The organism is Pseudomonas sp. S31, assembly GCF_016648105.1.
In the GTDB taxonomy this organism is placed as follows: domain Bacteria; phylum Pseudomonadota; class Gammaproteobacteria; order Pseudomonadales; family Pseudomonadaceae; genus Aquipseudomonas.
The window spans coordinates 23010-36597 of record NZ_JACVVE010000011.1 but is presented as its reverse complement, the minus strand read 5'-3'; the positions used below and the strand labels follow the sequence as shown (position 1 = coordinate 36597).

Sequence of the window (13588 nt, the reverse complement as noted above, 5' to 3'; positions counted from 1 at the left end):
CTCAAGAATAACCCTAGAAGGGCAGTGGCGAAAGCACTGAAACGTTCAACGGTATCGCGAGTACGGCATCGACCCGTAGGAGCGGGTTTACCCGCGAAGAGGCCAGAGCAGGTATCATGCACGCCTTTTCTTACGCATGTGTTATCCCGCCGAACATGAGCAAACGCGAACCCGCCATCTATAAAGTGATCTTCCTCAACCAGGGGCAGGTCTTCGAGATGTATGCCAAGCAGATCTACCAGAGCGACCTCTGGGGCTTTCTGGAAATCGAGGAGTTCGTCTTCGGCGAGCGCACCCAGGTGGTCGTCGACCCGAGCGAGGAGAAGCTCAAGACCCAGTTCGAGGGCGTGATCCGCAGTTTCGTGCCGATGCACTCGATCGTGCGCATCGATGAGGTGGAGCGTCTGGGGACGGCGAAGATCAGCGAGGCCAAGGGCGCGGGCAACGTCATGCCGTTCCCGATGCCGATGCCGGAGAAGTAAGACTCAGGGAAGTGGCGAGAACGGCGTGCGTCCTTCGGCGTTCTGCAGTTCCAGCAGGTACTTGCGGAAGATCTGGCCGAGCACCTGGGTGGCGTGCTCCAGCTCGTCGCGGGGCATCTGTTCGGTCACTTCGTCGGCCATGTCCAGTGCATCCTCGGCACCGTTGACCGCCGCCATCTTCAGCAGGATGTAAGCCTGCACGTTGTTGGCCTTGACGCCTTCGCCATGGAAGAACATCGCGCCGAGGCGGTACTGGGCTTCGGCATGGCCTTGCAACGAGGCCTTTTCGAACCAGTTCAGGGCCTTGTCCAGGACCTTTGGCGTTTGCGTGTAGTAGAACTCGCCCAGCTCGTACTGTGCCTGCGCATCCCCGTTGCTGGCGATCTTCTCGCAGGCCTTGATGGCGTGTTCCAGATCTTGCGGTTGGACATTCAGGGTGCAGCGGCCCGTTGCCGGAATCAGCAACGAGTTGCTGCCCTCCGCCAGGGCCAGCAGGGGCTGAAGAAGCAACAGGCAGCCCAGGGTCAGGGCGCGGCCGGTGCGGTTCATGGGGATCGACTTACCTCTGCAAAGCTACGGCCAATGTCTCTGGTGGCACATTATGGGATAAGCAGCGCCAACCTTACAAAGTTTTACTCGAAATTCTCTATTGAAGAAGCCTTTGTTGGTTGCGCGGCACGCTGATGTTTGCACCGGCTCTTCGCGGGTAAACCCGCTCCTACAGGGTACACGCATGTCTGTAGGAGCGGGTTTACCCGCGAAGAGCCGGTGCAGCCTGGCAGTTACTTCAGCGCAGCAAAGGCTTTTTCGGCCGCATCGAGGGTAATCTTGAGTTCGGTCTCGCCGTGCGCGATGGAAGTGAAGCCCGCCTCGAACGCGCTCGGCGCGAGGTACACGCCACCGTCGAGCATCAGGTGGAAGAAGCGCTTGAAGCGCTCGGCATCGCTGGCCATCACGTCTTCGAAGGTGACGATGTCGTCGGCACCGCTGAAGTACAGGCCGAACATGGCGCCCGCCTGGGTGGTGACGAACGGGATGCCGGCGGCATCGGCGCGTTGCTGCAGGCCGTCGAGCATGCGGCTGGTGAAGGCGCTCAGCTCGTCGTGGAAGCCCGGGCGGCTGATCAGCTTGAGGGTGGTCAGGCCAGCGGCCATCGCCAGCGGGTTGCCCGACAGGGTGCCGGCCTGGTAGACCGGGCCCAGCGGGGCGATGCAGCCCATGATCTCGCGCTTGCCACCGAAGCAGCCGACCGGCATGCCGCCGCCGACGATCTTGCCGAAGGTCGACAGGTCCGGGGTGATGCCATAGTGGCCTTGAGCGCCGCCGAGCGATACGCGGAAACCGGTCATCACTTCGTCGAAGATCAGTACCACGCCGTGCTTGTCGCATTGCTCGCGCAGGCCTTCGAGGAAGCCCGGCGCCGGTGGTACGCAGTTCATGTTGCCGGCCACTGGCTCGACGATGATGCAGGCCACGGTGTCGCCGACGTCGGCCAGGGTCTTCTCGACCGCGGCGATGTCGTTGAACGGCAGGGTCAGGGTGTGCTTGGCGAAGTCCGCCGGCACGCCCGCCGAGCTGGGTACGCCCTGGGTCAGCAGGCCGGAGCCGGCCTTGACCAGCAGGCTGTCGGAGTGGCCGTGGTAGCAACCCTCGAACTTGATGATGGCGTCACGGCCGGTGTAGCCCCGGGCCAGGCGAATGGCGCTCATGGTGGCTTCGGTGCCGGAGCTGACCATGCGCACCATTTCCATGGACGGCACGATCGAGCAGACCAGATCGGCCATCTCGGTTTCCATGGCGGTCGGCGCGCCATACGACAGGCCGTGCTCGAGCTGCTTGCGTACCGAGGCCAATACCTCGGGGTGGCTGTGGCCGAGGATCATCGGGCCCCAGGAACCGACGTAGTCGACGTAGCGCTTGTCGTCTTCATCCACCACGTAGGCGCCTTCGGCGTGCTTGAAGAACAGCGGCGTGCCACCGACGCTCTTGAAGGCGCGGACCGGCGAGTTGACGCCACCGGGGATGTGCTTCTGGGCTTGGGCGAACAGGGATTCGGAACGGGACATGGGGTTTTCTCTCGAAATCAGCAAGCGAACAGGGCATTGAAGGCGCGGGCGCGGCGGGTGACTTCCTGCGCGCTGTCGGCACCGAACAAGCCGTGGATGACCGCCAGCAGGTCGGCGCCATGGGCAACCAGCGGGGCGGCGTTGTCGAGGGTGATGCCACCGATCACGGCGATCGGCAACTTGACCAGGGCCCGGGCCTGCTCCACCAGCTCGAGGCTGGCAGCCGGGGCACCGGGCTTGGTCACGGAATTGAAGAAGCGGCCGAAGGCGACATAGCTGGCGCCTTCGCGGGCAGCCTGCTCGGCCAGGTCGAGGCTGGCGTGGCAGGTCGAGCCGATGATGGCGTTGCGCCCGAGCAAGGCCCGGGCTGGGGTCAGCGGGCCGTCGGTCTGGCCCAGGTGCACGCCAACGCCCAGGCGCGCGGCGAGTTCGGCGTCGTCGTTGATCAGCAACTGGGTGCCGTAGCGCTCGCACAGTTTCATCAGCGCTTCGGCTTCACGCAGGCGTCGCGCGGCATCGTCGCTCTTGTCGCGGTACTGCAGCAGGCAGACGCCGCCTTCGAGAGCCGCCTCGACATGGGACAGGAAACGGCCGGCGAGCAGCTGGCTGTCGGTGATTGCGTACAGACCGCGTAGCTTCATCTGAAGGCCTCGTGTCAGGAGCAGAAGTCCAGGGGCAGGCGGCGCGGGACGAACTGCCCCTTGCCCAGTCGCTCGGCATCGCGCAGGGTCCGCCAGGTATAGTCGAGGGCGCTGCGGACCGCACTGTCGAGCTGCTCGCCCAAGGCCAGGCGGCCGGCCAGGGCGCTGGCCAGGGTGCAGCCCGAACCATGGTAGCTGCCCGGCAGGCGCTGGCAGGTCCAGGTGTGGCGCTGGCCGTCGCGGCTGTACAGGCGGTTGTGGATTTCGTCTTCGTCGCCGTGACCGCCGGTGATCAGCAGGTGTCTGCAGAACGGCAGGAGCTTCTCGGCGCATTCATCCGCGCTGCCGTCGGGCAACTCGGCAAGGATGCGCGCTTCCGGCAGGTTCGGTGTGGCGATGGCGGCCAGGGGCAACAGGCGTTCGCGCAGCGCGTAGCCGACTTCGTCCTTGCCCAGGCGGCCACCGCCACCGGCGCGCAGCACCGGGTCGCAGACCATCGGCAGGTGCGGGTGGGCGGTGAGCAGTTCGGCGACGGTGTCGACCATCTCGATGGAGCCGAGCATGCCCAGTTTGACGGCGGCCACGGTCGAGTCGGCGAGCACGGCATTGGCCTGGGCCAGTACCCACTCGCGGTCGAGCACGCGGAAGTCGGAAACGTTGACGGTATCCTGCACGGTCAGGGCGGTCACCGCGGGGGCGGCATGACAGCCTTGGGCGATCAGGGCTTCGATATCTGCCTGCAGGCCGGCGCCGCCACTGGGGTCGTGGCCGGAGAGACAGAGGACAACGGGGCGGGAGCTGTAGGTATTCATGGTCGGCGAGCTTACCACCAAACCCATTTGTGCGGATCGTCCTACAAACGGGATTTGCTGATCGAGTGGTCAGTTTCCTTGATTTGTGTTCTGCCAAACCATTGATTTAGAGCGGTTTCGTTCGCTTGGGTGATGGCTGATTGCTAGCGAGGAAAGCTATGCTAGAGTGCTCGGATAACTCGATAAATGGAGCCTGCCGGATTTCGTCGTCTCAAAGGGATGGGAGGCAATCGCGACGCGACTGGGCAGGCCATGCTGGGGCTGTATGCGCTATTTGCTGATCGTGCTGTTGGGCTTGCTGCCCGCGCTGGCCGGGGCGGTCGATTTCGACGACGCCACCCGGCACCTTCCGTTGGGCCGGGTCATGCAGGTCTTCGAGGACCCGGATGGTAGCGCCAGTATTGCCCAGGTCAGTTCCGCCGCCTTCGCTGGCCGTTTTCGGACCCACCATGAAGCCGTGCTCAACGCAGGCTATTCCACTTCGGTATTCTGGCTGAAGGTCGACCTGCGCTATCTGCCCAAGCCTGGGGCGGCACCTCGCCAGTGGCTGCTGGAGCTGGCCTACCCACCGATGGATCACCTCGAGCTGTACCTGCCGGACACCCAGGGGGTCTATCGGCTGACTCAGCGTACCGGCGACACGCTGCCCTACAGCAGCCGGCAGATCCAGCAGGACAACTACCTGTTCGAGTTGCCCCTGCAGCCCGGCCAGGCCACCACCGCCTACCTGCGCCTGCACAGCGAGGGATCGCTGCAGGCGCCGCTGGCGCTATGGTCCGCCGAGGCCTACCTGGAAGCCCAGCCGACCCGCCTGTATGTGCTGGGGATGATCTACGGCGTGCTGCTGGCGATGCTGATGTACAACCTGTTCATCTACCTCAGCGTGCGCGACATCAGCTACCTCTACTACATCCTCTATATCGCCTCGTTCGGGCTCTATCAGGTGTCGGTCAATGGCGCCGGAGTCGCCTATTTCTGGCCCGACAGCCCCTGGTGGGCCAATGCCGCCACGCCCTTGTTCATCGGCGCGGCGGGGCTGTTCGGCTGCCAGTTCGCGCGTCATTTCCTGCGCCTGGGCAAGATCAGCCGAGGCTTCGACCGGCTGTTGCAGCTGTTGATGCTCGGCGGTGCGCTGGTGATGGTACTGGCGGTGACCCTGCATTACAGCATTGCTCTGCGCATGGCCACGGTGCTGGCGCTGTTGTTCACCGTGAGCATCTTCGCCGCCGGGTTGCATGCCTGGTGGCGCGGCCTGCGGGTGGCGCGCTGGTTCATCATCGCCTGGTCGGCGTTTCTCCTCGGGGGCCTGGTCAACACGCTGATGGTGCTGGGCTACCTGCCCAACCTGTTCATCACCATGTATGCCAGCCAGCTCGGCTCGGCGCTGGAGGTGGCGCTGCTGTCGCTGGCCTTGGCCGACCGCATCAACAGCCTGCGCGAGCAGCAGGCGCAAGCCCTGCGTGACACCGGCCGGACCCTGGAACACCTGAACCAGCAACTGGCCCGCAGCAATCGCCTGAAGGACGAGTTCCTGGCGACCGTGACCCACGAGCTGCGCACGCCGATGAACGGCGTCATCGGTTCGCTGGAGTTGATGCAGACCTTGCCACTGGATGGTGAGATGGCCCAGTACCACCGCACTGCGGCCGGGTCGGCCCAGGACATGATGACCATGGTCGACGACATCCTCACCCTCACCGAGCTGCAGGCCGGGCGCTTGCGCGTGCAGGCCGCGCCGTTCGGCCTGCGGCGAATGCTCCAGGACCTGCGCTCCGGGCGTGCGGCGCAGGCCCTGGGCAAGGGGCTGTACCTGAGCCTGGACATTCCCGCGGATGTGCCCGATGAACTGCTGGGCGACGTGCACAAACTGGCGCGTTGCCTGGGCTGCCTGCTCGACAACGGCCTCAAGTTCACCCACCAAGGCGGGGTGATCGTGCAGGTGCGTGGTCGCCGCATGGGGCCGGAGCGTCTGGCCCTGAGTTTTGTGGTCAGCGACAGCGGCATCGGTTTCGACGACCTCGATCAGGCCATCCTCTACCAGCGCTTCTTCCAGGTCGACGGCTCCATGACCCGGCGCTATGGCGGCCTGGGCATCGGCCTGTCGATCTGCCGGCAGATGGGCGAGTTGCTCGGTGCCCGTCTGTCGCATGAGTCCACCCGCGGGCTGGGCAGCCGCTTCGAGTTCAGCCTCGAGGTCAGCGTGGCCCAGGTGCAGATGCCGCCGGGGAGGGTGGTGTCGGGTGTGACGCGGTTCTAGTCGTGACTACACGTTTAGTCATTTTTGCCCCTTTGACGGACAGGTGAGGGGTGCTTCACTGGGGGTTCATGCATGCCCGGATCCAGGAGCGCCCGATGAACCTGCACCAGTACGCGGAAACCCACGAAGTCACCAACCAGCCGCCGCCACTGGATGGCGCCAACCTGTACCGCCTCGATACGCCGCTGCAAGAGTGGTCCAGGCGCTTCGGCGCCGGCTGGGCGGCTTCGCGGATCGATGCCTACGGCGCCCTGGCCGGTGGGCCGCTGATGGCAGCGGGCTTCCTGGCCAACGCGCACAAGCCCGAGTTCAGCAGCCATGACCGTTATGGCCATCGCATCGACCTGGTGGAATTCCACCCGGCCTACCACGAGTTGATGCGCACGGCGGTCGAACACGGCCTGCCGTCGTTGCCCTGGGCCGAACCGCGCGCCGGCGCGCATGTGGCACGCGCGGCGATGACCTACCTGCACAGCCAGGCCGAAGCCGGCAGCGGCTGCCCGCTGACCATGACTTTCGCCGCCGTGCCGGCACTGCGCTTGCAACCTGGGCTGGCCGAGTACTGGCTGCCCAAGGTGCTCAGCTGCGAGTACGACCCGCGCAACGTCGGCGACCGGCACAAGGCCGGGGTCACCCTGGGCATGGCCATGACCGAGAAGCAGGGTGGCACCGATGTGCGCGCCAACACCACCCGGGCCTATCCGGTCGGTACGCCGGGGCCGGGCGAAGCCTATGAGCTGGTGGGCCACAAGTGGTTCTGCTCGGCGCCCATGTGCGATGCCTTCCTGACCCTGGCGCAGACCGAGAAGGGCCTGACCTGTTTCCTGTTGCCGCGTCACCGCCCCGACGACAGCCGCAACCAGTTCTATATCCAGCGCCTGAAGAACAAGCTCGGCAACTGCTCCAACGCCTCCAGCGAAATCGAGCTGCGCGGGGCCCTGGCCTGGATGGTGGGCGAGGAAGGGCGCGGGGTGCCGACCATCATCGAGATGGTGGCCATGACCCGTTTCGATTGCATGGTCGGCTCCAGCGCCCTGATGCGCCAGGCCCTGACCCAGGCCGCCCACCATTGCGCGCACCGCAAGGTTGGCGGGCGGTTGCTCAACGAGCAGCCGCTGATGCAGAACGTGCTGGCCGACCTGGCCCTGGAAAGCGAGGCGGCGCTGGCGCTCAGCCTGCGCATGGGCCAGGCGCTGGAGCAACTGGACGACCCCAGCCAGGCGCATTTCGCTCGCCTGGTCACTGCGGTGGGCAAATACTGGATCTGCAAGCGTGCGCCAGGAATGATCAACGAGGCCGCCGAGTGCCTGGGCGGCGCCGGCTACGTCGAGGACAGCATCCTGCCGCGGCTGTACCGCGAGGCGCCGGTCAATTCCACCTGGGAAGGCTCGGGCAACGTCCAATGCCTGGATGTGCTACGCGCGCTGGCCAAGGAGCCGGGCGTGCTCGAAGCGCTGTTCGCGGAACTGGGCGACGGCCATGGCGACCCACGCCTGGCCATGCACATCGGCAACCTCAAGGGTGCGTTCGCCGACACCGGCGATATCCAGTACCGCGCGCGACAGCTGACCGAGGACATCGCCCTGGCGCTGCAGGCCAAGTTGCTGCTCGAGGCGGGCAACGCGGCGGTCAGCGATGCCTTCATCGGCAGCCGCCTGGCTGGCGGTGGCCGGGCCTATGGGGCGCTACCCCGGGGCGCGGATGTCGAGGCGTTGGTGGCGCGGGCCACGCCGCTCTGGCCGAGCTGAAAAGGATGGGGGTGTAATTGCCACAGAAGGCAGGCAAGATGTTTCCATGCATGCCCAGACAGGAAGCCCAGTGTGAGCCAAGCGTTTATCGTCGTTGATACCCCAGAACAGGCCGTCGATCGTCTGGCGGCCCTGCATGAGCAGGCCACCGGGGCCCTCAGCCAGGCCCTCAAGCGCTACCTGAAGGACCGTACCGAGCCCGATGCCGACGAGCGCGCGCTGTTCCGCTACCCGGCGCTACGCCTGACCTACTACAGCCAGGGCGAAGTCGCCGCCACCACCCGCGCCTATGCCAAGGTGCAGGTCGCCGGCACCTACAGCGTTACCGTCACCCAGCCAGCGGCGTTCCGTGGCTACCTGCTGGAGCAGCTGCGCCCGCTGATGCACGACTACACCGTCACCGTCGAGGTAGGCGTCAGCGAGCAGAACATCCCGTACCCGTACGTCGTCGACCAGGGTGACGAGCTGGCCGGCAGCGGCATCACCGCGGCCCAGTTGGCGCGGGTATTCCCCAGCACCGACCTGTCGGCGGCCACCGACAACATCGCCGACGGCCTGTACGACTGGGAAAGCGCCGAGAGCCTGCCACTGGCATTGTTCGACGCGGCGCGGGTGGACTTCTCGCTGCGCCGCCTGGTGCACTACACCGGCAGCGACTGGCGCCATGTGCAGCCGTGGATCCTGCTGACCAACTATCACCGCTATGTTGACCAGTTCATCGCCCATGGCCTCGAGCAGCTACGCGACGACCCGCGCTTCGTGCGCATGGTACTGCCGGGCAACGTCATCATCGAGAAGGCCATGGACAACGGCGAGGTCCAGGCGCTGGTGGCTGGCGTTGTCTGGCATCGCTATCAGATGCCGGCGTATCACCTGATCGCCGCTGATGGCGACGGCATCACCCTGGTCAACATCGGTGTCGGCCCGTCCAACGCCAAGAACATCACCGACCACCTGGCAGTACTGCGTCCGCATTGCTGGCTGATGATCGGCCACTGCGGCGGCCTGCGCCAATCGCAGACCATCGGCGACTACGTGCTGGCCCACGCCTACATGCGTCGCGACGGCATTCTCGATCGCGTGGTGCCGCCGAACATCCCGATTCCGGCCTTGGCCGAGGTGCAACTGGCGCTGCAGGAAGCGGCCGCGCAGGTGACCGGCGAGCGTGGCGAGCAGTTGAAAAAGCGCCTGCGCACCGGCACCGTGCTGACCTACGACGACCGCAACTGGGAGCTGCGCTGGGCCCAGGAACGGCCATTGATCAACTTGTCGCGCGCCGTAGCGGTCGACATGGAAAGCGGCACCATCGCCGCCCAGGGCTATCGTTTGCGGGTCCCGTACGGCACCTTGCTGTGCGTCTCCGACAAGCCGCTGCACAGTGAAATCAAGCTGCCTGGCTCGGCCAATGCCTTCTACAACCGGGCGGTGAGCCAGCACCTGAAGATCGGCATCGCCGCCCTCGACCTGCTGCGCACCGAGCTCAATTCGTTGCACTCGCGTAAACTGCGCAGCTTCGATGAGCCGCCGTTCCGCTGAGGATCCATGTCCCTGCCACCCCGCTCCAAGCCGCGCCGCCCCCAGGCGCGGCCCACTGGTCCGCGCCGCCAGCCCAAGGCACCACCGGCCGAGCCTCGCCTGATCCTGTTCAACAAGCCGTTCGATGTGCTTACCCAGTTCAGCGACGGCGAAGGGCGGGCCACGCTCAAGGACTACCTCGACATCCCTGGCGTGTACCCGGCCGGGCGTCTGGACCGTGACAGCGAGGGCCTGTTGCTGCTGACCAATGATGGCACTCTGCAGGCGCGCATCGCCGATCCCAAGCACAAGCTGGCCAAGACCTATTGGGTGCAGGTGGAGGGTGAGCCGAGCGACGAACAGTTACAGCGCCTGCGCGACGGCGTCGAGCTCAACGACGGGCCGACCTTGCCGGCCGAGGCACGGCGCCTGGACGAGCCAGCGCTGTGGCCGCGCAACCCGCCGGTGCGGTTTCGCAAGAGCGTGCCGACCAGCTGGCTGGAACTGGTGATCCGCGAGGGCCGCAACCGCCAGGTGCGGCGCATGACGGCGGCGGTCGGGTTGCCGACCTTGCGCCTGGTGCGGGTGCGGATCGGCAAGTGGGCGCTGGAGGGCTTGGAGCAGGGGTGTTGGCGAGAGGTTGAGGCTCGGCTCTAGATAGCGTTGCGGCCCTTCGCGGGTAAACCCGCTCCTACAGGTGTTGTGGGGTGCCTGTAGGAGCGGGTTTACCCGCGAATGGGCCCTGGAAAACGCTACACCCCTTCCAGAAACGCCACCACCACGCTCTTGATGATAAAGGCCAGCACTCCCAGCCCCAGCACGAAGAACAGGATCAACGTACCGAACCGACCGGCCTTGGACTTCTTCGCCAGGTCCCAGACGATGAAGCCCATGAAACCGATCAGGATCGTCACCAGGACGATCATCATCCACTCTTCGAATACGGCCGGATCCATCGGGATACTCCTGGGTGATCAACGCAGGTGGGTCAAGGGCAGTTCGGTGCTGGCCAGTACCTGGTTGAGCACGAAGCTCGAACGTACGCTGGTCACGCCCTCGATGCGCGTCAGGCTACCGAGCAGCAGCTTCTGGTAGTGGTCCATGTCGGGCACCACCACCTTGAGCTGGTAGTCGGCGTCCATCCCGGTCACCAGGCTGCATTCGAGCACCTGTGGCAGGTTTCGGATGGCCGCCTCGAAGGTCTCGAAGCGCTCGGGTGTGTGGCGGTCCATGCCGATCAGTACATAGGCGGTCAGGCTCAGGCCGAGCTTCTTGCGGTCGAGCAGGGCGACCTGGCGCGAGATGTAGCCGTCGTCTTCGAGCTGCTTGACCCGACGAGAGCACGGCGAAGGCGACAGGCCGATACGTTCGGCCAGCTCCTGGTTGGAGATGCGCGCATCGCGTTGCAGTTCGGCGAGGATGCTCAGGTCGTAGCGATCAAGTTTGCTCATGGAAAAGGCCTTTTCTGTGCGGATTGCGTTGAATTATCGATCCAGGGTGAAAAATTGCGCAAGTGCTATTTATCTGTGCAATCTTCGCAATCCTCTGCCGGGTCGCGTCCCGTATCTTTTTACCTACAGAATCACTGCCCGGACAACAGTCCACGGCGACGCGCCCCAGGCGGGCGGTCGCGGCCAGCCATCCAACAGGATCCGCCAGGCCCCCGGGCTACGTACCGTCCAGAAGACGGCGCGGGTGAGCCGACGCCACAAGTGTCGAGCACGGACGACAATTTCCAAAGGGAGGCCCCAACGGCCTCCCTTTTTTCATGGCCGCGATTTCATCTGGTCCACGCCGCGGCGCGGTAGACTGGCGCCATGGCGTTTGATTACCGAGAGGAACAACATGAAGTCGCGCATCTGGCAGTTGGCAGGTGTTGGTTTGCTGGGCCTGGCCATCAGCCTCGGGGCCCAGGCACAGGGTCCTGGAGAGCGCCCTGGAGAAGGGCATGGTGGCGGTGGCCCGCAAGACCCTAACGACAACGGCGGCCGCACGCTGAATTCGCGTGACGAGGTCCGCCAGACCCAGCCCGCGCGCCAAGGGTATTACCAGGACATCCCCCGCCGTGGAGGTGACGGCCACTGGCAGGGCGGCCAGCGCCCAGGTGGCGACTGGCAGGGCCGCCCGGACGGCCATGGCAACGGCTGGGGGCCTGGGCCGCAATACCGGCCTGGGCATCAGGTCGACCGCTTCCCCGATCGCTACTGGAAAGTGCCGTACCGCGGCGAGGACTATTTCTACTCGGGTGGCTACTGGTATCGGCCCAACGGTGGCGGCTACCGGGTAGTGACGCCGCCGTATGGTGTGCGGGTGGGCTACCTGCCGTCCTACGCCCGTGAGGTCTGGCTGGGAGGCGCGTTGTTCTTCCTGGTGGCTGACACCTATTACCAGTACCTGGCCGACAGCCAGGAGTACGTGGTGGTCAACCCGCCGGCGCAAGCGCCTGCGCCGGTGGTCGCGGCCCCGGCGGCGAATGGCTATGACGTGGTGGCCTACCCGATGTACGGCCAGGGTCAGGAGCAGCAGGACCAGGACCGCTACCAGTGCCACCGCTGGGCGGTAAGCCAGTCAGGGTTCGATCCGGCGACGGCCACCTACGCGCCACCGGTCAATGTCGCCGACAACTATCGGCGGGCGCTGGGGGCCTGCTTCAGCGGCCGAGGCTACAGCATCAACTGACTACGCAATTCAGTGTAGGAGGGTAGCCATGTCGTGAAAATGCGGTTTCACACCGGATCGGCATGCACCATCACATCCGCCCGCGGATAACGCTGGCGGATCACCTCCGAGGCGCGCACGCACAGGGTATGCGCCTCATGCAGCGGCAACTGCCCCGGCAGTTCCAGGTGCAGCTGCACGAACCACTGGTTGCCTGACACCCGCGTGCGCAGGTCATGCACGCCCTTCACGCCAGGTATGCCCAGCACCAACCCGGTCATTTCCTCGCCGATGTCCCCGGGCAGTTCCTTGTCCATCAGGATCGCCGTGCTCTCGCGGGCGATCTGCAACGCACTCCAGAGGATGTACAGGGCAATGCCCAGGCCGAAGATCGCATCCAGCTGCGGCCAGCCGAAGCGTGCCAGCAGCAGGGCGATCAGGATGCTGCCATTGAGTAGCAAATCGGAGCGATAGTGCAGCGAGTCGGCGCGCACGGCGGTCGAGCCGGTCAGGCGAATGACCTTGCGCTGCAAGGCCAGCAAGGCGATGGTCAGCACCAGCGACAGCAGCATCACGCCGATGCCGATGGCCGTGTCGCCCAAGGGCCGTGGTGCCTGCAGGCGCTCGACCGCTTGCAGCCCGATGAGCACCGCGCTGACCCCGATGAACAGCGCCTGGGCCATGCCGGCCAGGGCCTCGGCCTTGCCGTGGCCAAAACGGTGGTCGTCATCGGCCGGGCGCAGGGCGTAATGCACGGCCAGCAGGTTGAGGAACGACGCCACTGCATCCAGCGCCGAGTCGGTCAGGCCCGCCAGCAGGCTGACCGAGCCGCTCAGCCACCAGGCCAGCGCCTTGCTCACGACCAGGATGCTGGCCACTGCCAGCGAAGCGCGGGTGGCCAGGCGCAGGAGGCGTTGGTGTTCGGCGGAGGTGGTCATGCGTGGGGCAATGTCCTTGCAGGGTCAGGCGGCAGGGATGATACCGAAGGCGGCCAGTTGCTCGGCGCTGCCCCGGTGCTGGATCAGGCGCGGGTCATCGAGCGGCAGGCGCTGGCCCAGTTCGCTTTCCAGAATGGCCTGCAACTTGAGGTTGTCGACCTTGCCGTCAGGGTTCACCGCCTCGCGTAGCTTGGCTGGGTCGACCTGCGCGGTACTCCCGCCTGGGTAGTAGATGGCGCCGGTTGCGAAGTCGATGCCGAAGGCGATCAGGCCGGGAATCACGTAGAACAGAATGCCGATGGCATCCAGCGCAGCGACCACGGGGTCGATCTTGCCTTCGATCTGGCCGCGGCGGTCTGGATAGAAAATCGTGCCGCAGGCCGTCAGCTGGGTCAGCAGGGTGACGATGAGTGCGCCACCGATGACGCGGGAAGGAATGCGCATGTCAATCTCCGAAAAGGTGTCCAGCAG

The 13588-nt window shown here is 65.4% G+C and carries 14 protein-coding genes; 6 read left to right on the top strand and 8 right to left on the bottom strand.

Annotated features, from left to right (window positions below; translation table 11 throughout):
• The first annotated feature begins 155 nt into the window (after positions 1 to 155).
• The gene (locus IAE37_RS10460) at positions 156 to 482 is read left to right on the top strand and encodes a DUF1820 family protein (protein WP_201173121.1); all 327 of its coding nucleotides are present in this window, start codon (positions 156 to 158) and stop codon (positions 480 to 482) included.
• Between the two features lie 3 nt (positions 483 to 485).
• On the opposite strand, the gene IAE37_RS10455 is transcribed toward IAE37_RS10460, so the two are convergent.
• The 4 genes from IAE37_RS10455 to IAE37_RS10440 form a co-directional block, all read right to left on the bottom strand.
• Positions 486 to 1031, bottom strand: a complete 546-nt coding sequence (locus IAE37_RS10455) for a tetratricopeptide repeat protein (protein WP_201173119.1) — start codon at positions 1029 to 1031, stop codon at positions 486 to 488.
• A gap of 233 nt (positions 1032 to 1264) precedes the next feature.
• Positions 1265 to 2548 carry a glutamate-1-semialdehyde 2,1-aminomutase gene (gene hemL / locus IAE37_RS10450; protein ID WP_201173117.1) on the bottom strand — a complete coding sequence of 428 codons (1284 nt, stop codon included), beginning with the start codon at positions 2546 to 2548 and terminating at the stop codon, positions 1265 to 1267.
• 17 nt (positions 2549 to 2565) lie between these two features.
• The gene (gene thiE, locus IAE37_RS10445; RefSeq protein WP_201173115.1) at positions 2566 to 3189 is read right to left on the bottom strand and encodes a thiamine phosphate synthase; all 624 of its coding nucleotides are present in this window, start codon (positions 3187 to 3189) and stop codon (positions 2566 to 2568) included.
• A 14-nt stretch (positions 3190 to 3203) separates the two neighbouring features.
• Positions 3204 to 4001 (bottom strand): hydroxymethylpyrimidine/phosphomethylpyrimidine kinase, encoded by a 798-nt coding sequence (locus IAE37_RS10440; RefSeq protein ID WP_201173330.1) that lies wholly within the window; start codon positions 3999 to 4001, stop codon positions 3204 to 3206.
• Between the two features lie 265 nt (positions 4002 to 4266).
• Between IAE37_RS10440 and IAE37_RS10435 the strand changes: the two genes are divergently transcribed.
• The 4 genes from IAE37_RS10435 (at position 4267) to IAE37_RS10420 (ending at position 10178) form a co-directional block, all read left to right on the top strand.
• The gene (locus IAE37_RS10435) at positions 4267 to 6258 is read left to right on the top strand and encodes a sensor histidine kinase (RefSeq protein WP_201173113.1); all 1992 of its coding nucleotides are present in this window, start codon (positions 4267 to 4269) and stop codon (positions 6256 to 6258) included.
• Positions 6259 to 6353: 95 nt separating this feature from the next.
• Positions 6354 to 8006, top strand: coding sequence for an acyl-CoA dehydrogenase family protein (locus IAE37_RS10430; protein ID WP_201173109.1), 1653 nt, complete (start codon positions 6354 to 6356; stop codon positions 8004 to 8006).
• A gap of 72 nt (positions 8007 to 8078) precedes the next feature.
• A complete protein-coding gene (amn, locus tag IAE37_RS10425; protein ID WP_201173106.1) occupies positions 8079 to 9542 on the top strand; it encodes an AMP nucleosidase in 1464 nt (487 codons plus the stop codon).
• A gap of 6 nt (positions 9543 to 9548) precedes the next feature.
• Positions 9549 to 10178 (top strand): pseudouridine synthase, encoded by a 630-nt coding sequence (locus tag IAE37_RS10420; RefSeq protein ID WP_236409897.1) that lies wholly within the window; start codon positions 9549 to 9551, stop codon positions 10176 to 10178.
• Positions 10179 to 10273: 95 nt separating this feature from the next.
• On the opposite strand, the gene IAE37_RS10415 is transcribed toward IAE37_RS10420, so the two are convergent.
• On the bottom strand, positions 10274 to 10477 hold the full coding sequence (locus IAE37_RS10415; protein ID WP_133330244.1) for a DUF2788 domain-containing protein: 204 nt from the start codon (positions 10475 to 10477) through the stop codon (positions 10274 to 10276).
• Positions 10478 to 10495: 18 nt separating this feature from the next.
• Positions 10496 to 10972 (bottom strand): Lrp/AsnC family transcriptional regulator, encoded by a 477-nt coding sequence (locus tag IAE37_RS10410; RefSeq protein ID WP_003249795.1) that lies wholly within the window; start codon positions 10970 to 10972, stop codon positions 10496 to 10498.
• Positions 10973 to 11366: 394 nt separating this feature from the next.
• On the opposite strand from IAE37_RS10410, the gene IAE37_RS10405 reads away from it, so the two are divergent.
• Complete coding sequence (locus IAE37_RS10405) at positions 11367 to 12200, top strand: DUF6515 family protein (protein WP_201173103.1); 834 nt, start codon at positions 11367 to 11369, stop codon at positions 12198 to 12200.
• Between the two features lie 47 nt (positions 12201 to 12247).
• On the opposite strand, the gene IAE37_RS10400 is transcribed toward IAE37_RS10405, so the two are convergent.
• Positions 12248 to 13117 carry a cation diffusion facilitator family transporter gene (locus tag IAE37_RS10400; protein WP_201173100.1) on the bottom strand — a complete coding sequence of 290 codons (870 nt, stop codon included), beginning with the start codon at positions 13115 to 13117 and terminating at the stop codon, positions 12248 to 12250.
• 24 nt (positions 13118 to 13141) lie between these two features.
• Complete coding sequence (locus IAE37_RS10395; RefSeq protein WP_201173097.1) at positions 13142 to 13561, bottom strand: polyribonucleotide nucleotidyltransferase; 420 nt, start codon at positions 13559 to 13561, stop codon at positions 13142 to 13144.
• Positions 13562 to 13588 lie beyond the last annotated feature (27 nt).